Raw genomic sequence first — 20059 nt, 5'->3', positions numbered from 1 at the left:
GCTCGCAAGCCATGACAAACAGGCGTTGAGAACGTTCACAGAAAATTGCGAGGAAGGATGCCGATGCGCTCAGCAGCGGGAATCATGATCATGGCGCTGGCCATTGGCGGCACTGTGCAGGCGTCGGGGCAACCGCGGACATCCGCCGATCCCGTCGTTGTGCCACCGGAAGCGAAGGCAGACCCGTCAGTCTGGCCCGCGGCCCACAGCCCGGCCGCCATTACCGATCGCCAGACCGAAGCGGCCATCGACCGCCTGATCGCGCGCATGACGGTGGAGCAGAAGGTCGGACAGACGATCCAGGCCGACATCAGCGCGATCACTCCGGCCGAGCTTGCCCGTTATCCCCTGGGATCGATCCTGGCAGGCGGCAACTCCGGCCCATTCGGCAATGAGCGCGCCGACGCCGCGACCTGGATCAAGCTGGTCAGCGACTATCGCGCCGCGTCCGAAAAAGCGGGGGCTGGTGTCCCCATCCTGTTCGGCGTCGATGCTGTTCACGGTCATTCCAACCTGCCGGGCGCGACCATCTTTCCGCACAATATCGGCCTTGGTGCCGCGCATGACCCCGAACTGATCCAGCGCATCGGCGTTGCCACCGCAGCGGAAATTGCCGGGTCCGGGATAGAATGGACCTTTGCCCCGACATTGGCGGTGCCGCAGGATCTGCGCTGGGGCCGCAGTTATGAAGGCTATGCCGCCGACCCGGCGCTGGTGAAAGCCTATTCCAAGGCGATGGTGGAGGGTCTACAGGGCGACCTGCTGCCCGGCAAGCCGCTCGGTTCGGTCCAGGTCGCGGCAACCGCCAAGCATTTTCTGGCCGACGGCGGGACCGAAAATGGCAAGGATCAGGGCGATGCCCGACTGCCCGAAGCAGAGTTGATCCGCATCCATGCGCAGGGCTATCCCGCCGCCATCGACGCAGGCGCGCTCACCGTCATGGCCAGCTTTTCCAGTTGGAACGGCGCGAAGAACCACGGCAATCCGACGCTGCTGACCGATGTCCTAAAAAAGCGGATGGGGTTTGAAGGGCTGATCGTCGGCGACTGGAACGGTCATGGACAGATCCCCGGCTGCACCGTCACGGATTGCGCAGCCTCGATCAATGCGGGGCTGGACCTGTTCATGGCTCCCGATAGCTGGAAGGGATTGTTCGATGCCACGCTGCGCGATGTGCGCAACGGCACCATCCCGATGGCGCGACTGGACGACGCCGTACGGCGCAATTTGCGGGTCAAATATAAGCTTGGCCTGATGGGGCCGAACCGGATCGCGCGCGGTGACCCGGCACTGGTCGGGGCCGATGCGCATCTGGCGATCGCCCGCGAAGCTGTCGCCAAGTCGCTCGTTCTCCTCAAAAATGAAGGCTCATTGCTCCCCATCCGTCCAGGCGCGAAGGTGCTGGTCACCGGCCCCGGCGCCGACAATATGGCGATGCAGGCCGGCGGCTGGACCATCACTTGGCAGGGCACGGACACGAGCGCTGCGGATTTCCCCAAAGGAAGCACGATCGGCCGTGCCATCATCGATGCCGTCAAGCAGGCGGGCGGCAGTGGGCAACTGGCACCCACCGGCGATTTTGCCGACAAGCCGGACGTCGCGATCGTCGTCTTCGGCGAACAGCCCTATGCCGAATTTCAGGGTGACGTGTCGAACCTCATCTTCCATGGTCAGGATGGCGAACGCGAACTGCTCGCCAAATTGAAGGCGCAGGGCATTCCGACCGTCGCGCTTTTCCTGTCGGGCCGCCCCTTGTTCGTCGGCCCAGCGTTCAATCTAGCCGATGCTTTCGTGGCCGGCTGGCTCCCCGGATCCCAGGGCCAAGGCGTTGCTGATGTGCTGGTGGCGGGCAAGGACGGCAAACCGCCACGTGACTTTACCGGTCGGCTGCCCTTTGCCTGGCCAGCGGACGCCCGCTCTCCTGTCACTGCGCCCCTTTTCCCGGTCGGCTATGGCCTGGATTACGCCCATCCCCATGCCCAAGGCCCGGTGAATGAAGACCCCCGCGTCGAACAGGGGCCAGCGGTCAGCGACAGCTTGTTCCTGCGCACCGGGCGGGTACTCGATCCATGGCGGCTGGGTCTCGACAGCAGCGTGTCCATGCGCGCCGTCGATATCGCCGCGCAGGAAGATGCGCGCAAGTTCAAGTGGAGCGGCAAGGGCGATATCGCCATTGACGGCCCGGCCGTTGACATGTTGCGGCAACTCAATGGCGGCTTTGCCCTGCGCATCGACTGGCGGATGGATGCCCGTGGTACCGGCCCCGTCTCGATCGCGATGGGCAATGCGCGGCTGGATGTCAGCGCACTGGCGGCGGCAGCGCCGCTGGGCCAGGAAAGCAGCATCCAGATTCCGCTCCAATGTTTCAAGGACAAGGGTGCCGATTTCAAGGCGATCGGAACGCCGTTCCGCATGGGAGCGGATGCGCCGATGACGGTCAGCCTGCGCAATGTGCGGATCGAGGGCATCGGCACGCCTATTCCCTGTCCCCCATCCCTCCCCTGAGGCTGCGAATCGCCGCGAGACGCTGAAGCCGCAAACGGCATCGCGACATGGCCCGCTTCTTCACCAGGAGGCGGGCCATTTTTTTGATATTTAACGTTGGGCACGCGAAAACCCCGCGTCTGCGGTCGGCTCGCCGGGTCAAACCGGCTCGCGCAAGCGGGTCGACAACGACATATGTTAGCGCTATCACGTAGCGAAGCGGTGGCGTGAGACGTTTCAAGGCGTCCACTCCGTCATGCCGCGTCGGATAGAATGAGGAGAGGGATTGATGCATATTGGCCTGGGAATGATGGGTCGGCTGCTGCCATTTGCCGCATTGGCGCTATCCAGCGCGGCGGCGCAGGCCGAGCCAGCACGCTTCGAGCGCTTCACCTATGACGGCCAGTCGATCGAGCAGGTGAAGGCCGGACCAGGCGAATATATCAATCCCATATTGTCGGGCTATTATCCCGATCCGACCATTACCCGCGTGGGCGACGACTATTATCTCGTCAATTCCTCCTTCGCCCATTTCCCCGGCCTGCCGATCTTCAAGTCAAAGGATCTGGTGAACTGGGTCCAGATCGGCAATGCGATCGACCGGCCGAGCCAGCTCGATTTTACGGGCCGCCGCACGTCGGAAGCCGTCTTTGCGCCAGACATCAGTTGGCATGATGGCGTCTTCTACATCGTCAACACCTGCGTCGCTTGCCGCAACAACTTCGTCATCACGGCCACTGATCCGGCCGGTCCGTGGTCCGACCCCATCTGGCTGCCCTTCGAAGGGATCGACCCGTCAATCTATTGGGAGGGCGACAAGGCCTATATCGTCAACAATCGCGCGCCCGATGAACCGCCCCGCTATGACGGGCATCGCGCCATCTGGATTCAGGAATATGACTGGCGCGCTGGCAAGATGGTTGGCCCCAGCACCCAGCTCGTGAATGGCGGCGTCGACATCAGCAAGAAGCCAGTCTGGATCGAAGGGCCGCATATTTTCCGCAAGGATGGCTATTATTATCTGACTGCAGCCGAGGGCGGCACCAGCGTCAATCATTCCCAGGTCGTGCTGCGATCAAAGAAACTGCGCGGCCCCTATCTCCCCTATGCGGATAATCCCATTCTTACCCAGCGGAATATGGACCCCAACCGACCCGATCCGATTGGGTCCGCCGGGCACGCCAAGTTGATCCAGACGCAAAAGGGGGACTGGTGGGCGACCTTCCTGGCGGTGCGCCCCTATGAGGGCGACTTCTACAATATCGGGCGTGAAACCTTCCTGCTGCCCGTAACATGGAAAGATGGCTGGCCGATCATTCTGCCCCGTGGCAAAAAGATACCCCATGTCGGCAAGGTGCCTGACCTGCCTGCTCAGCCTAGCCCTGCGCTGCCGATGAGCGGTAACTTCACCTACACCGATGATTTCGACGGCGATCGTCTGGCGATGCAGTGGATCGGCATCCGCACGCCCCGTCAGCCCTTCTATCGCGTGACCAAAGGCGCGCTGGAACTGGACAGTGGCACGCCGCTTGGCGATCTGAACGGAGTTCCGGCCTTCGTCGGACGGCGGCAGCAGCATGCCGTCGCCACTATGTCCACGACCCTTCGCTTTACCCCGGAAAAGGATGGCGACACCGCGGGGCTGGCCGCAATCCAGAGCGACCGCAGCCATATAGTGTTCGGCGTTACCCAGGTTGGCGGTAAAAAGATGATCGCGCTGACGTCCCGCGACAATGCCGATACTAATATGCTGGTCGCCTCCGCACCGCTGACCGCCACCGGCCCGGTAACGCTCACCATCCGCGCCGAAGGTGGCAAGATGGCGTTCGACTATGAAGTGGACGGAAAACGGGCGACGCTCAAATCCGATCTGGACGCGACGCTACTGAGCACGCGCAAAGCAGGGGGGTTCGTTGGGACAGTCGTCGGCCCCTATCGCTACACCCCTGCATCTTGAAAAGGGCGTCTCATGACCATCAAGTCATCCATCGCCCTGCTGGGGTTGTCGTTGGCCGCCACCATCCTGCCCGCGCAAGTCTGGCGCGCGGATCAGGGCGATGGTACCTATCGCAATCCAGTCCTCTTCGCCGACTATCCCGATCCCGACATCATTCGCGTCGGCGAGGATTTCTATTTCATCACCACGACCTTCGCCAATGCGCCGGGCATGACCATTCTTCATTCGAAGGATCTGGTGAACTGGCAGATTGCCGGTCATCTCATGGACCGGCTGGAGGGCAACCCGCGCTATGATCTGAGCGATGGCGGCGATTATCGCCGGGGCTTCTTTGCGGCCAGCATGCGCCATCACAAAGGCACTTTCTATGTGGCCGTCAGTCCGATCGGGCTCAACACGCGCATCTATCGCGCGAACAGCCCGACCGGCCCCTGGACCTATACCGAACTCGATCGCCACGCTTTCGACCCGGCGCTGTTCTTCGAGGATGATGGCCAAGCCTATCTGATGACGTCAATCGGGACGGACGGCACCGTGACATTGCTGACGATGAACGAGGACGTCACCAAGATTACCGCGTCCAAGGTCGTCCATTATAACAAAGGCGCGGAAGGATCGAAGATCATCAAGCGCGCGGGCTGGTATTATCTTTTCAACGCGCTCCCTTCCAAACTGGCGCTGAGCGTCTCGCGGGCGCGCAGCTTGCAGGGGCCGTGGGAGACCCGTCCGCAGATTGACGACACCAGCGGCGGCCATCAGGGCGCATTGGTCGATCTGGCCAACGGCGATTGGGCTGGTTTTGTCATGGTCGATGCCGGATCGATCGGCCGGATGACCAATATCAGCCCGGTATATTGGCAGGACGATTGGCCGATATGGGGCACGCCCGACGCACCGGGCCGCGTACCCGACCGCGCGCCCAAGCCGATCATGGGCCACCCCTTTGCCGAACCGCCCGCATCGGATGATTTTTCCGCATCGACATTGGGCCTGCAATGGCAATGGAACCATAATCCCGATGACCGCCGCTGGTCTTTGCGCGAACGGCCCGGCTTCCTGCGGCTTCACGCAACTCAGGCCGACCGGCTGTGGACGGCAAGCAACACGCTGACGCAAAAGGGTCAGGGGCCTCGCAGCCGCGCTATCGTCAAAGTGGACATGCGCGGATTGCGCCCAGGCGATGTCTGCGGCGTTGGCACCTTCGGCAAGATCAGCGCGCAATTGTCGATCGTCGGCGGCGACAAGGACCGCCGCGCCCTGACCATGATGGTGACCGATTCCACGGAGGATGGCCCCCGCACCGAAACCCGTGTCGCATCCGTGCCCGTGTCGGGCCAGACGCTCTGGCTGCGCACCGACATGGACTTCGTCCGTGACGAAGGCCGCGTCGCCTACAGCCGCGACGGACGAAAATGGACTGGCGTAGGCGATCATTTCCCGCTGAAATTCGATTGGCGCACCGGCACGTTCCAGGGGCAGCAATTCGCCCTTTCCTGCTATAATGCGCGGCCGGACGGCGGCTATATCGATATCGACAGCTTCACCCTGTCGCCCTTGCCCGAAGCGGTGGAGGAAGCAAGGCCATGAAATTCAGCCGTCGCGAGAGCGTTGCGGCGATAGCAGCGGGCACCGCCGCCCTCTCATCCGTGCACGCGCGTGGGGCAGCCTCTCGCCCGCCCTCACCTCTTATGCTCTGGTATGAACAGCCCGCATCGGTGTGGACGGAGGCACTGCCTGTCGGCAACGGGCGAATGGGCGCGATGGTCTTTGGTGGCATCCGCCAGGAACGATTGCAACTCAACGAGTCCACCCTATGGGCGGGCCAGCCCTATGACCCGGTCAACCCTGCGGCGCGGGCCGCGCTATCCAAAGTCCGCGCGTTGATCTTCGAAGGCAAGATTGCCGAGGCCGAAGCCCTGGCGAACGACGCCGTCCTCGCCACACCATCCACGCAAATGCCCTATCAGGCCTTTTGCGATCTCATGCTGGATTTCCCTGGCCTGGGGCAGACGTCTAACTATCGGCGCAGCCTGGATCTGGACAGCGCCATGACAACTACCCGATTCACCGCCGATGGCATCGATCATAAGCGCCAGGTGATTGCGTCGGCAGACGATCAGGTCATCGCAATGCGTGTGACGGCATCGGGCGAAGGACAGCTCAACGTCGATATCGGCCTGGCGTCCCCGCACAAGATCGTCGCGGTCGAGGCCGACGGATCGGCAAGCCTGTTGATGACCGGCCGCAATGGCGATGCCGCCGGCATTAACGGCGGCTTGCAGTTCGCCGCCCGCCTGTTCGCTTCGGCAGAGGGCGGGCGGATCGAGCCAGGTGCAGGCGGCAGATTGCTGGTGCGCGGCGCCGATGCGGTCACGCTGACGATCGCCATGGCGACCAGCTATCGCCGGTTCGACGATGTCAGCGGCGATCCCGTAGCTGCGACCCAGGCCACGCTGGATCGCCTGCGTGGCCGTTCCTTTGCGCGGGTCGCGGCGGACGCGACCGACGCGCATCGGCGGCTCTTTCGCCGCGTGTCGATCGACCTTGGCCGATCGGCCGCCGCAGACCTGCCGACCGACAAGCGCATTGCCGCGTCGCCGACCCAGGACGACCCGGCGCTTGCAGCGCTCTATTTCCAATATGGTCGCTACCTGCTGATCTCTTCCTCACGGCCGGGCGGCCAGCCTGCCAATCTGCAAGGTCTGTGGAACGACAGCCTCAACCCGCCCTGGGGGTCGAAATATACGATCAACGTCAATACCGAGATGAATTATTGGCCCGCCGAGACCACGCATCTGGGTGAGTGCGTCACACCGCTGGTCGATATGGTCCGCGACCTCGCCGTCACCGGCGCGCGCACGGCAGCGACCATGTATGGCGCCCGCGGCTGGGTCGCGCATCATAATACCGACCTGTGGCGTGCCAGCGCCCCCATCGACGGTGCGCAGTTCGGGCTATGGCCGACCGGCGGCGCATGGCTCTGCACCCATTTGTGGGATCATTATGATTATGGCCGGGATCGCGCATTCCTGACCTCCATCTATCCGCTGATGGCCGGAGCCGCCCGCTTCTTCCTCGATACGTTGCAGCCAGAACCAAAGACCGGCTACCTCGTCACCAACCCGTCGATGAGCCCGGAAAATCCGCATGGTCATGGCGGCACCCTCTGCGCCGGGCCGACCATGGACATGGCGATCCTGCGCGACCTGTTCAGTCAGACGATCGCGGCCGCGCAAATTCTGAATGTGGATGCTAGCTTCGTGGAGGAACTGGAGGCGGCCCGATCGCGCCTTGCGCCTTATCAGGTTGGCCGACAAGGACAGTTGCAGGAATGGCGGGAGGATTGGGACGTCGATGCGCCCGAACAGGATCATCGCCATGTCTCTCATCTCTATGGGCTTTATCCCTCGCACCAGATCAGCGTTGAGGATACACCAGAATTGGCCGCCGCGGCGCGCCGGACGCTGGAAATTCGGGGCGATCGGGCGACCGGCTGGGCAACGGCATGGCGTATCACCCTATGGGCGCGGTTGCGCGATGGCGATCATGCCCATCGCATATTGGGCTACCTGCTCGGCCCCGATCACAGCTATCCCAATATGTTCGACGCCCACCCGCCCTTTCAGATCGACGGTAATTTCGGCGGAACGGCCGGGATCGTCGAAATGCTGCTCCATAGCCGTGACGACGTCATCGACCTGCTGCCCGCTTTGCCAAGCGCATGGCCGGAAGGACGTGTCACCGGACTGCGCGCGCGCGGACGGTGCGGCGTCGATCTCGCCTGGCGCGATGGGCGGCTCACGCGCGTCACGCTGCACCCCGACATGGACGGCCAAAGGACCATAAGGGTCGGTGGTCGTCGTGCGACGGTATCGCTCAAGGCCGGACGCGCCCTCATGCTTGAAGATGGAGATTTTGCCTGATGACGAAGGTTTACGTCCGGGGCTTGCTGCTTGGCCTTGTCGCCTTGGCCAGCAGCACCAGCCTGTCAGCCCAGACGGCCGATCCGCTCGCGCCAACGGGCCGGTGGAGTGCCTATCAAGGCGGCAGTGCCGCCCTGCCGCCCATGGGGTGGAACAGCTGGAACGCCTTTTTCACCGAGATCGATGAGGAAAAGCTGCTCGGATCGGCGCAGCGGATCATCGACAGCGGCCTCGCCAAGAAGGGCTATCAATATATCAATATCGACGACGGTTGGTGGCTCAAGCGCCGGACGAATGACGGCAAATTGCTGATCCGTTCGGAGAAATTCCCATCGTCCCTGCGCGCGGGCAAGGGCGACCCGTCTTTCCGTCCCCTGACCGACAAGCTCCATGCCATGGGGTTCAAGGCGGGCATCTATTCGGACCTTGGCCGCAACAGCTGTTCGCAGGCCTATTCGACTGGCGAAGCCCAATTGCCCGAAGGATCGATCGCTGAACGCGAGGTCGGACTCTATGGCCATATCGATCAGGATATTCGGCTCTTCTTCGCCGATTGGGGTTTCGATCTCATCAAAGTGGACGGATGCGGCATCCGCGCCTTTGGCGATGGCAGCGCACCGGTGAAATCCGGTAAATATCGCATGTTCGCGCCCCTGATCGACCAGGCGTCGGTCACCCGCTCGGATGTTCCCGCGGTGCAGGGACTGTTCAGCCAGATCAACCAGTCGCTTACCCGTCATAACCCGGACAATGACTATCTGCTCTCGCTCTGCGTGTGGGGTAGCGCCAATGTGCGCGCCTGGGGCAAGGATTATGGCAATAGCTCCCGCACCAGCGACGATATCACGCCCCATTGGGCGCGGATGCTGACGAACTATGACAGCGCGGTACGCCGGGCGCTCTATGCCCATCCGGGGTCGTGGAATGATCCCGACATGCTGTTCATCGGTCAGGGCGATTTCGACGCCGAGCATCTGACCGAAGCGCGATCGCATTTTGCGCTCTGGGCGATGATGAACGCGCCGCTGCTGATCGGCGCGGACCTGCGCAAGACGCCGCAATCCTTGATGGATATTTTCGGCAATGCTAACCTGATCGCCATCAATCAGGATCCCGCTGGTCATCAGGCCATTGTCGCCTTCGACAGCGATTCACTGCAGATATTGGTCAAGACATTGGCCAATGGCGACAAGGCGGTCGCGCTGTTCAACCGGGGCCTCGCGCCGGTCGATGCCATGCTGACGGCCGGTCATCTCAAATTCCGCGACGACAAGGCCGTGGCTTTGACCGACCTTTGGACGGGCGAACAGAGCCGCTTCACCGGAGAGCAAGCCTTGAAGGTTGCGCCACGACAGACGCTTGTCTTCATCGCAAAAGGCGATCGGGCCTTGGCAGATGGCCTTTATCTGTCGGAGCAACCTGGCAATATCAACCCGGCCGTCGACGGGGTTACCGCCCCTGCGCCTGATCCCACGATCTTCCGCTCCATTCCCGGCTGGCGCAGCACGCGCGGGCTGGGCGAACGCCCCATCTATGCAGGCTGGGGCGGCGCACAGCCCGATGCGACACCCTATAACCAGCCGCTCACCATGGCGGGCAAAGCCTATGCGTCTGGCATCGGCGTGCTTGCGAATTCACGACTAGAAATTCGGAACAAGGGCTATGGCCGCCTGACTGCCATGGTTGGGGTGGATGACAGTGCAGCGGACTCGCGCCATGGCGTCCGCTTCGCTGTCTATGGCGACGGCAAGCTGCTGACGCGCACGCCGGTAGTTCGCCGCGGCGAAACGCCAACGCCGATTGCCGTCGATGTAAAAGGCGTCGCCCTCATCGAGATGGTCGCGCAAGCCGATGACGGGGTTCCGGGCGAAATGCTGCCCGTCAGTTGGGGTGACGCGGCCCTGCTACGCTGATCGCCATGATGGGTGGGCGGTGTAGTAATCCGCCCGCCCAACATAGCCTCATTCCCTAACGACCTGTACCTATCGGCAGCTCGAACGAACCGACCGGTAGAGGGGCCTCGTCATAGAGGTTGATGACCGGCGAATCCGCCCAGCCATATCGCACCCGCACGGCTGGCTGACCATCACCTGCAAGATGGATGCGCAATCCTTCCACCTCGCCGCCGACATAGCGACAGCTATCCGCCGCTTGCCCGCACAGCTCAAAGCCGATCGCCTGCGCGGCGCTACGCGTCTGAAGGGCGCCCGTTAGCCCTAAAAATTCGATCATGGCCCCGCCGTCCGGCGTAGCAATGGCCTTTGCCGCCTGCGGACCGCTAGCGGAATGCCGTTCGCCATAGGCAACCGCCCGCATCGACCGCGCGAGGCGGCGACCCAATTCCTGCTTCTCTCCGGGATGAATATCGAACGGATCGCCCAGATCGATCGCCGTGGCCAACGCCGCATGGGGGTCCGCTGCCACGGCCCGATATTGCGTATCGCGCATCCGTGCCCAGCCGCTCTCCGACGGTTTCGTCGTCGGCTTGCCATAGGCGGCGAGCTGCACGATGACGAAGGGCAGGTCGGGCGCGCGAAATTGGTCGCGCCATTCGGCCATCATTGCCGCCAGCCGATCGGCATAGCCAGGCAGATCGACATCGGACTCGCCCTGATACCAGGCAACACCCTTCAAGCCGATCGCACCCAGCGGCGCGATCATGCCATTAAAGAGCGTGCCCGCGCCGGTCACATCAGCCCATGGCACACGCGGCGCGCCGGGGGGCGATTTGGCTGCCACGGCATAGCGCCACTTGTCGCCCAACGGCACATCGCCCCCATCGGCAAACCGCAAGGCCATGTCGCTCGCCGGTCCCAGCAGCCCACCATTGGCATAATTATCCATCACATTGATGATCAGGACATTGCGACCCGCCTTCAACAGACCCGGTGGCACGGTCAGGCTGGTGGGCTGCCATGCCTTGGCGCTCATCCCCACGGGACTGCCATTGATCCAGACCCGGCCGACATCATCCATGGTGCCCAAGGACAGGGTCGCCGCCTCGGCTGCCTGCGCAGCCGTCAAAATGATTTCCCGCCGGAACCAGACCATGCCGTTGAATTCGGAGAGAGCACTGACGCCCCATTCTTCCCATGGCCCCAATTTCGGCACATCTGCCCAGCCAAGGGTACTGCCGGGCTGCCAAGGCTCTTGGCCGACAGCATCGCCGGTGGCTGCGCGCCACCAACCTTCCCATTCGGCGCTCGCCGCCCGTTCGGCTCCGATGGGATCGCTGGCGTGCAACTTCACCATGGCGGAGCGATCGGCGCGACCGATCGCGGCCTGGGCCACTTCCCCCATCCAGGGGCTGATCTGCGATCCGCCCCAACTGCTGGAGATGGCGCCGATCGGAACGCCCGCCGTCTTGCGCAGGTCTCGCGCCATATAATAGCAGGCAGCGGAAAAATCGGGCACGCTTTCCGGGCTGGCCGTCTTCCACGACGCTGCACTGCTCAAGTCCCACCGCGGCTGGTCGGCCGCATCGCGCGGAACCGTCATCAGGCGAAGTTGACCGTCGGTCGAGTTGCGGATCTGCCCCATGGCATCCTGCGCATTGCGCACTTCCAATTCCATGTTCGATTGGCCTGAACATAGGAAGACGTCGCCCACGACCACGTCCCGCGCCGTCACCTGCCCCTTGTCGCTGCGCGCCGACAATGCGATCGGTCCAGCCTTGGTAAGCGCGGCAAACCCCGCTTGGAACCGCCCCTGCGCATCCGCCGTCACGACCTGGGTCGCCGCGCCCAATGTTATCGTGATCATCTCGCCCGGATCAGCCCTCCCACGGATCAGGGCCGGACGATCGCGCTGGATAACCGAATGGTCACCAGATAGCGCGTCGAACGCAGGTGCTGCAGCCGCAGGCATAGCCGTCACCGGGAGGAATCCCATAGCTACGGCCGTGATATACCGATTTGAGCGCTTCATATGTGATCCTCCCGCTATGCAAATTATGCCGTTCCGCGCTTGCAGAATGTCCGAACAGCGCCGCTTAGAAGCGCCGATCAGGCCATTAATGTTAACGCTACCTTTTGGTGCCGTCATTTTCATTCGTTTGACAACCTGGAGGTCTGACCCGCCCCCTTATCGCGCGCGCTGAAAGGCGAGATGCGCGCTGAAGAAGGGCAGCAGCTTATCCTGAAAACGCCAAGCCACCCGGTTGGTATGATCGCCCTCATAGATTTCGAAACTGTTGGGAATGCCATAGCGATCAAGCACGTCATGCAGCGTCTGCGCATCGGCCTTCAATCCATCCTTGTCGCCGACATCGATGGCGATCGCGCGATAGCGGCGGAGATTGCCGATATATTGATCGACGAACGCCAGCGGCGCATTCGCTGCCCATTTGGCCACGACATCGGGTTGCACCACCCCGTCCTTGACCGGCATGTCCAGATAGAGGGGCGGCTTTTGCGGGTTGGGCGACCAGGCGGCAGCCGTCGCCAATTGCGCACGCAGCATGAAGGATAGCCCAGCCGAATCGGCGGGCGACTTGACCGATTCGAGCTGTTTGAACACGGCCGGATCGATCTGTGCCGGATCGCGCGGCGACAGGCAGCAGGGGCTCATCATATAAAGCGCACCGAACATATCGGCATGTTTCATGCCGATGCGGCTGGTCCCGTAGCCGCCCATGCTATGCCCGGCCAGCCCCCGGCTTTCGCGCTGCGCGATCGTCCGATAATGGCCGTCGATATAACGGACCAGATCGCGCGCCACGAAACTCTCGAAATCGCCGGTCGTCACCGAACTGGAATACATCGACCCATTATGGACCGTCTTGGAATCGGGCAGCACCAGGATCATCTCCTGCGCCCCTTTGGCAAAGGCGCCTTCCACGGTCCGGGGAATGTGGATTTCCTTCGCCCATTGCTCCGCGCCGATCGAATAGCCGTGCAGCGCATACACGACCGGATAACGCCGTGATGGTTCGCGACCATAGCTGGGCGGCAGGATCACCAGCACATCGCGGTCGGCCGCTTCGCCTTCCAAATTGCCCTCGATTGTCGGGGCATGCACCTTGATCCGCTCGATCGTCACCGGCTTTGCCCCGGCGACAACTGGCGGCGCACCCGTCGCAACCTGCGCCAAGGCAGGCGTCGATGCCCCGGCCATCGCCAGCGCCGCAACGACCATCATTCCTGTCTTGAACGTCATGCCAACCCCTCCATTTTCGTCGTCATTGTCCGCGCAACAGGCGCATCACCAGGGCACGGATCCGCCCATAATTCCCTTGGCCGAGCGGCCCCAACACCCCATGCTGCGCGTCCGGCATATGGGCCAAAGGATGGCCGTCGGGGCGAAAGACATAATGGTCGAAATAGGCGCGCCAGGCGTCCCGCTCGGCCGCTGGCCGTTCGGCAATGGCGATCATGGCGAGCAGCATGGCAGTGTACGGCGCATCCGGCCCCGCACTAAAACCATCCCACCAATAATTGACGAGGATGTTGACGGGATCGAGCGCCTCGACCTGGTGCCACCATAATTTGGGGAGGTAGAGCGCGTCTCCGGGGGCCAGGTCCACTACCACGGCCCTCGCCCGCGCGGCCCCAAAACGGGGATATTTCGGATTGTCGCCTGCAGTTCCAGCCGCCAGCGATATCGGCTGGCCCGACAATGTATGGTCGATCGGCCCGACATAGAGATCGCCGATCGCATCGGGCGGATAGAGGGTGAAGCGTCGTCGCCCGGCTACTGCGCAGGCCAGATTATCATAGGTGTCATAATGGCAGGCAACGGTCGAGGCATTGCCCAGCCATATCCGGGGGCGGACGTTCGGCGGCAACAACGCGCATGGATTCGCCTCGGCAAAGCCGGGGAAATGATGATCGGTCGGCAGCGAACCCAGATAGCCGGTCTCGCCCGCATCCTGCGCATTGGCGGCGATCCGCGCGATCGCTTGCCGAACGGCGATGGTTTCCCTGGCAAAGTTGAAGCCGCCAGGCCCATCGCCATAATGATAGCGCCCACATAAATTTGGCGGGCCAGCGAAATATTCCGCTGTCGATCCGCTGTCGAATCGCGCCAGATAGGCAAGCACGGCGTCATCGCTTTGCGTGCCCATCTGCATCGCAGGCCAGTCGCTACAGACTCCCCGAATCACAATGGGGCGACACGCCTGCGCCAAATGTCGCAAACCTTCGACGCCCCCGATCTCCGCGGCGGTTCGTTCCGTGATTGGGACAGCGGCACTGGCCATCGGTCAGCCGAACCGTCCAAGCCTGTCGTTCCGCCGACGCGCCATCAGGCTGATATGCTGCAACGATCCGGCGATGGCGTAGGCAAGGCGCAGATGACCGGATCGAAACAGCCTCATGACGGCCGCATCGTCCAGATCATCGAGATTATCGAGGCTCACCGTATAGAGCCCATCCAGCCGCACCGTCTCCCCATCATCGAAGCTGAGCACGATGTCGATCGGCTCGATCAGCCGGTGCGCAAGCAAGGCGGTGATGAGGGCTTCGGTCGCCTCCGTCCCCGCAACCAGGCGGCTTAGCGCCTGTTGGACGACGCGCAATGGAAGGGTGGGCTTCCCTTCCGCATCGAACAACGGGTCGCCATCGCCGGAGGCAAAGCGGGGATGGTCCGGGTCGAAGGCGATATTCTCCTCGGCCGTGAAGAAGCCTTCGCGATCCGCCTCCAGCGCCCGAAAGGCGGGACGATCATCGGGCGAATCCACCAGATGTTCGCCCGGCTTCAACCCGGTCAGCGCCCCCAGATAGAATCGGCCCGTCTCGGCATGTTTGGAAAAAAGAATCGGGCAGGCAGCGGCAGCGGCCAGGATTTCACCAACGACGATTCGCACGAACGGACCAGACCCATGGTCCGGTGCCCGCATCCGCAAACCGGCATGCGCCACATTATTGAGCAACTGAAGCGATTCCATACCCTCTCCTCCTGCGGCACATTTTCACGCTGCCGCCGCCCTGTCTGGACGCATTTTTCGTCTCCGACAGCCTAATCACACGGGGCGATATTTACACATACAATTTCGCTTGATTGCCCGTTTCGATAGCGCTACCATTTACGCCTAGAAAAGAAAAGGCTTGGGTGAGGATCAAATCCGTTCGTGCGACGGCCCCTCCCCCCAAAGTCTGAAACTGTGATCGTGCGTGACAATAGTGTCGCGACGTTCGGGCGAGAAGAAGTGGGAGTAAGGGGAGGATCATGAAGATAGATTTCGATCGCGCTCGTTTGGCGAAGCGCAGCCGCAAGAGCCTGGCGGCGACAGCCAGCGGCCTGGCCCTGGCAATCGCCTTTCCGGCCGTTGCTCAAGTGGCCGAACAGGCCACCATCACGAACCCTGCCAGCGAAGCGGACATTGTCGTCACCGGCATCCGTGGATCGCTGCAGCGTAACCTAGACATCAAGCGCAATTCGGCAGGCGTCGTCGACGTCATTTCAGCAGAAGATATCGGCAAGTTCCCGGATTCCAACGTCGCCGCATCGCTGCAGCGCCTTCCGGGCGTATCGATCAACCGGTCCGGTTCGCGCGGCGAGCCCGATGGCATCACCGTGCGCGGCTTTGGCGGCGACTTCAACGAAACGCTGATCGATGGTCGCCGCATCTCCACCGCGACCGGTGGCCGTTCGGTCGACTTCTCCTCGGTCGGCGCCGATTTCGTCGGCCAGCTCGCCGTGCTGAAGACGCCCGATGTATCGCTGTCGAGCAGCTCGATCGGTGCGACCGTCAACATCTCCTACCCCAAGCCGTTCGATAGCCCCGGCACGCGCGTCGCGTTCAGCGCCGCTGGCTCGATCCAGGACGATGCAGGCAAGGTGGTGCCTACCGTCGGCGCCCTGTTCAGCAAGACCTTTGCCGATGACACGCTCGGCATCCTGATCGACGGCATCTACACCCGTCGCGATACGCAGGTGAACCGCGTCTATGTATCCGGTTGGCAGGGCGGCCTGTACGATCCTTGTCAGTTGGCAGGTAGCACTGCGACGGTTTGCAATCCTACTCCTGCCAGTAAGACAGTTGTCGGCTGGTACGGCCAGCAATATGGCGCCGATCAGCGGTATACCAAGGATGAGCGTATCGACGGCCGCATCGCCCTGCAATGGGCACCGTCCGACGACATCGTCCTGACGCTGGACGACAATTATTCGCGACAGAAGATTGTCACTGACATTTCCGGTTTCGGCGTCTGGTTCAACCAGGACTCAATGCGTAATGTGCAGCAGGACGAAAACGGCACCACGATCGATTTCGTGCAGCAGGGATCGCCAACCGATTTCACCGCTGGCACGGATACTCGCGTGTTGGAAACCAACCAAATCGGTTTGAACATGGTGTGGGACGCCACGTCCAACCTCAAGATCGAGGCGGATGCCAGTTATTCGAAGAGCCGTCAGAACCCGGATGGTGAAATCAGCAGCGAAAATGGCGATATCGGATATGGTGGCGCGCTGGGCACCGCAAACGGCATTCGCGTGTCCGGTAACAGCAGCAAGGCTTTCCCGGAACTGACGGCCTATGGTCCCAATGGCGATGCCTCGCGTTGGCTGGACCAGACCATTATCGGCTCGCACGTCACCGTGCGGCAGCAGCAGGTCAACAGCGACGAGATCAAGCAATTCCGCCTCGGCGCAACCTGGGAACAGGATAATCTGACCATCAAGTTCGGTGGCCGCTACATGGAGGATGAATTCACGCTCCAGAATAGCAGCACCTTCACCAATAACTTCTGGCAGGCTTATGCTGGCTACGGCGGTCCGTCGGGCCAAGGCAGTGGTGTCCTGATGCCCGCCAGCCTGATCCAGGGCGTGATCGGTACCAATAACTTCATCCCTGGATTCTCCGGCGTCCTGCCACCCGGCTTGCTGAAATATGACGCTAAGGAATATCAGCGTATTCTGGAAGGCCTCGGCAATCCATATGCGCAGAATGTGCCGGGCTTTAACTATCCTCCCCCGACCGACCCTAACAACGGCCTGCTCAATTATCGCGGTATGTTTGATCTGTTGTTAGACCCAGGCAGCGTTCAGAATGTGCGCGAGAAGACCTGGTCGGCCTATGTTCGGGTAAATTTCGAAGCCGATGTCGCGGGTATGCCCTTCTACTTCAATGCAGGCGCGCGAGAAGAAATCACGAAGCTCGTATCGGCTGGCATTGGGCGATTGCCAACCTCGATCACAGGCAGCACAGCTGATCCAACGTTGCTCACGGTAGGCTTCGGTGAATCTCAGCCTATCTCCACGAAGAGCAGTTATTCCTACTTCCTGCCGAGCCTCGACATGAAGCTGGAACTGACCGACAGCCTGCACCTGCGTTTCGACGCTTCGCGCACGCTGACACGCCCAGCACTCAACACGCTTACGCCGGTTCTTAACGTCGGCGTCGGCCAGCGCGTCGGCGCCCTGACGGCAACGGGCGGCAACCCCAACCTGAAGCCCTATCTGGCCGATAACTTCGACCTCGCGATGGAATGGTATTACCAGCGCAATTCCTACGCCTCCGTCAATTTCTTCCTCAAGGATGTGACGAACTTCGTGGTTGCAGGTACCCAGCGGCAGACGATCAACGGCGTCGTTGATCCGACCACTGGTGCGCCTGCGGTCTTTACCGTGTCGCAGCGGGTCAATGGACCGTCGGCCACAATCAAAGGCGTCGAACTGGCATGGCAGCATGTTTTCGGCGACAGCGGCTTCGGCTTCAACGCCAACGCCACCTTCGTCGAAACCAACAAGCCCTATGACGAAACCAATTTGTCGCAGAGCGGCTTTGCCGTGACCGGGCTTGCCAACTCGGCCAACCTTGTCGCCTTCTATGACAAGGAAGGCTTCCAGTTCCGTACCGCCGTCAACTGGCGCGACAAATATCTGCAGGTCTTTGGTCAGGCCCAGAACAACTCGGCCTTTGGCGCGGAACCGACCTTCGTCAATTCCAGCCTGCAGATCGATTTGAGCACCAGCTACCAGCTGACCGAACGGTTCAGCCTGTTCGGCGAAGCGCTCAACATCACCAACGAAACGGTCAGCACCCATGGCCGCTTCTCCAACCAGTTGCTTGATGTGTACGCGTATGGCCGCCGTTTCACGGCGGGCGCACGCTACCGCTTCTAACGGTTCTCGCCCTGGAGGGGATGTCGATTGACATCCCCTCCTTTTTAATGGTGACTTCTCTCTTATGGTTCATCCTGTCCGCAACATCGTGATCGTCGGCGGCGGGACAGCCGGCTGGTTGACCGCTGGCATCATCGCGGCCCGCCATCGCACCCGCATTGGCCAGGGTTTCAGCGTCACTCTGGTCGAATCCCCCAACACCCCGATCATCGGCGTGGGAGAGGGAACATGGCCGACGCTCCGCACCACCCTATCGCGCATGGGCGTGTCGGAATCCGATTTCTTCCGCGAATGCGACGCCGCTTTCAAACAAGGCGCACGCTTTGATGGCTGGACCACCGGCGCGGTCGATGATGGCTATTATCATCCGCTCATGCTCCCGCAGAATTTCGGGCAGGTGAACCTTGCCCCGCATTGGCTGGCAAGCAATCAGGGCGAAAGTTTTTGCGACAGCGTCAGCGCGCAGGGCCGCATCTGCGACGACGGCCTGGCCCCCAAAACAATTGCGACGGCCGAATATGACGCCCTCGCCAACTATGCCTATCATCTGGACGCGGGTAAATTCGCGCCTTTCATCCAACGCCATTGCTGCGAAACGCTGGGCGTGCACCATGTACTGGCGGATGTCCAACAGGTGCTGATGCACGAGAATGGCGACATCCGCGCCATACAGACCGCTCAGGCAGGCGAGATCGAAGGCGACCTGTTCGTCGATTGCACCGGCTTCAAGGCGCTGCTGATCGAAGGCGCGATGAAGGTGCCGTTCAAGGACTGCAACGACGTCCTGTTCTGCGATACGGCATTGGCGATGCAAGTGCCCTATGAGCGGCCGGATAGCCCTATGGCATCCCACACCATCTCGACGGCGCAGACATCAGGCTGGATCTGGGACATCGGCATCCAGACGCGCCGCGGCGTCGGCCATGTCTTTTCCAGCAGCCATATTTCCGACGAAGAGGCCGAACGCGAACTGCGCGCCTATATCGGCCCGGCGGCCGATGGGCTGAATGCCCGCAAGATCAAGATCCGTTCGGGCCATCGCGAAACCTTCTGGAAAGGCAATTGCGTGGCCGTGGGCCTGGCCGCCGGTTTCCTCGAACCGCTCGAAGCCTCCGCGATCGTGCTGATCGAATTGTCGGCCAAGATCATTGCCGAACAAATGCCCGCCTGTCGCGAGGTGATGGACATCATCTCCTCGCGCTTCAACGCGACGACCCACTATCGCTGGGGCCGCATCATCGACTTCCTCAAGCTCCATTATGTGCTGACAAAGCGCACCGACAGCGATTTCTGGCGCGACAATGTGCGCGATGAAACCATACCGGATCGCTTGAAGGAATTGCTGCTGCTCTGGCGCTACCAGTCCCCCTGGTTCCATGACGAGTTCGACCGCGTGGAGGAGGTCTTCCCGGCCGCCAGCTATCAATATGTCCTGTACGGCATGGGCTATCATACCGAAGTCGATCCCGCCTCGCTCAGCCGGGATCATCGCCTGGCCGATCGCGCCCGCCGTGAAAACGCCGCGCTGACCGACAAATTATGCGCCGGGCTACCCCGCCACCGGGATCTGATCAACAAGATCGTCGCGCACGGACTGCCGCCGGTCTGACCGGCGGCAACCGTTACC

11 protein-coding genes are annotated in these 20059 nt (G+C 61.9%); 7 read left to right on the top strand and 4 right to left on the bottom strand.

Translation table 11 applies throughout. The features are described 5' to 3' along the window. Positions 1–84: 84 nt before the first annotated feature. The 5 genes from BSY17_RS02160 to BSY17_RS02140 all read left to right on the top strand — a co-directional run bounded on the left by BSY17_RS02160 (position 85) and on the right by BSY17_RS02140 (position 10277). Entirely contained in the window at positions 85–2505 is a 2421-nt protein-coding gene (locus BSY17_RS02160; protein ID WP_237236107.1) for a glycoside hydrolase family 3 protein, read from the top strand. A gap of 268 nt (positions 2506–2773) precedes the next feature. Next, on the top strand, positions 2774–4441 hold the full coding sequence (locus BSY17_RS02155) for a glycoside hydrolase family 43 protein (protein WP_237236106.1): 1668 nt from the start codon (positions 2774–2776) through the stop codon (positions 4439–4441). 12 nt (positions 4442–4453) lie between these two features. Beyond that, positions 4454–6028 carry a glycoside hydrolase family 43 protein gene (locus tag BSY17_RS02150; RefSeq protein ID WP_069064153.1) on the top strand — a complete coding sequence of 525 codons (1575 nt, stop codon included), beginning with the start codon at positions 4454–4456 and terminating at the stop codon, positions 6026–6028. After that, positions 6025–8364 (top strand): glycoside hydrolase family 95 protein, encoded by a 2340-nt coding sequence (locus BSY17_RS02145; protein ID WP_069064152.1) that lies wholly within the window; start codon positions 6025–6027, stop codon positions 8362–8364. The genes BSY17_RS02150 and BSY17_RS02145 overlap by 4 nt, the downstream gene beginning before the upstream one ends. Next, positions 8364–10277 (top strand): NPCBM/NEW2 domain-containing protein, encoded by a 1914-nt coding sequence (locus BSY17_RS02140; protein WP_069064151.1) that lies wholly within the window; start codon positions 8364–8366, stop codon positions 10275–10277. Before BSY17_RS02145 ends, BSY17_RS02140 begins: the two co-directional genes overlap by 1 nt. 55 nt (positions 10278–10332) lie before the next feature. On the opposite strand, the gene BSY17_RS02135 is transcribed toward BSY17_RS02140, so the two are convergent. The 4 genes from BSY17_RS02135 to BSY17_RS02120 form a co-directional block, all read right to left on the bottom strand. After that, the gene (locus BSY17_RS02135; RefSeq protein WP_237236235.1) at positions 10333–12231 is read right to left on the bottom strand and encodes a sialate O-acetylesterase; all 1899 of its coding nucleotides are present in this window, start codon (positions 12229–12231) and stop codon (positions 10333–10335) included. Positions 12232–12447: 216 nt separating this feature from the next. Then, complete coding sequence (locus BSY17_RS02130; protein ID WP_237236103.1) at positions 12448–13521, bottom strand: alpha/beta hydrolase; 1074 nt, start codon at positions 13519–13521, stop codon at positions 12448–12450. A gap of 22 nt (positions 13522–13543) precedes the next feature. Continuing rightward, positions 13544–14563: a cupin-like domain-containing protein gene (locus tag BSY17_RS02125; protein ID WP_069064149.1), complete on the bottom strand. Its 1020-nt coding sequence runs from the start codon at positions 14561–14563 to the stop codon at positions 13544–13546. A 3-nt stretch (positions 14564–14566) separates the two neighbouring features. Next, the gene (locus BSY17_RS02120) at positions 14567–15250 is read right to left on the bottom strand and encodes a SapC family protein (protein WP_069064148.1); all 684 of its coding nucleotides are present in this window, start codon (positions 15248–15250) and stop codon (positions 14567–14569) included. A 281-nt stretch (positions 15251–15531) separates the two neighbouring features. Here BSY17_RS02120 and BSY17_RS02115 point away from each other — a divergent pair, with 281 nt between their 5' ends. Beyond that, positions 15532–18432, top strand: coding sequence for a TonB-dependent receptor (locus BSY17_RS02115; protein ID WP_069064147.1), 2901 nt, complete (start codon positions 15532–15534; stop codon positions 18430–18432). Between the two features lie 64 nt (positions 18433–18496). After that, entirely contained in the window at positions 18497–20041 is a 1545-nt protein-coding gene (locus tag BSY17_RS02110; protein WP_069064146.1) for a tryptophan halogenase family protein, read from the top strand. Positions 20042–20059: the final 18 nt, after the last annotated feature.

This window comes from Sphingobium sp. RAC03 (genome assembly GCF_001713415.1).
Taxonomy (GTDB): domain Bacteria; phylum Pseudomonadota; class Alphaproteobacteria; order Sphingomonadales; family Sphingomonadaceae; genus Sphingobium.
This window is presented reverse-complemented; position numbering and strand designations above follow the sequence as displayed.

Coding starts and splice junctions, on each gene's coding strand:
- BSY17_RS02160 (WP_237236107.1), top strand. CDS start 85: ATGATCATGGCGCTGGCCATTGGCGGCACTGTGCAGGCGTCGGGGCAA.
- BSY17_RS02155 (WP_237236106.1), top strand. CDS start 2,774: ATGCATATTGGCCTGGGAATGATGGGTCGGCTGCTGCCATTTGCCGCA.
- BSY17_RS02150 (WP_069064153.1), top strand. CDS start 4,454: ATGACCATCAAGTCATCCATCGCCCTGCTGGGGTTGTCGTTGGCCGCC.
- BSY17_RS02145 (WP_069064152.1), top strand. CDS start 6,025: ATGAAATTCAGCCGTCGCGAGAGCGTTGCGGCGATAGCAGCGGGCACC.
- BSY17_RS02140 (WP_069064151.1), top strand. CDS start 8,364: ATGACGAAGGTTTACGTCCGGGGCTTGCTGCTTGGCCTTGTCGCCTTG.
- BSY17_RS02135 (WP_237236235.1), bottom strand. CDS start 12,231: ATGCCTGCGGCTGCAGCACCTGCGTTCGACGCGCTATCTGGTGACCAT.
- BSY17_RS02130 (WP_237236103.1), bottom strand. CDS start 13,521: ATGACGTTCAAGACAGGAATGATGGTCGTTGCGGCGCTGGCGATGGCC.
- BSY17_RS02125 (WP_069064149.1), bottom strand. CDS start 14,563: ATGGCCAGTGCCGCTGTCCCAATCACGGAACGAACCGCCGCGGAGATC.
- BSY17_RS02120 (WP_069064148.1), bottom strand. CDS start 15,250: ATGGAATCGCTTCAGTTGCTCAATAATGTGGCGCATGCCGGTTTGCGG.
- BSY17_RS02115 (WP_069064147.1), top strand. CDS start 15,532: ATGAAGATAGATTTCGATCGCGCTCGTTTGGCGAAGCGCAGCCGCAAG.
- BSY17_RS02110 (WP_069064146.1), top strand. CDS start 18,497: ATGGTTCATCCTGTCCGCAACATCGTGATCGTCGGCGGCGGGACAGCC.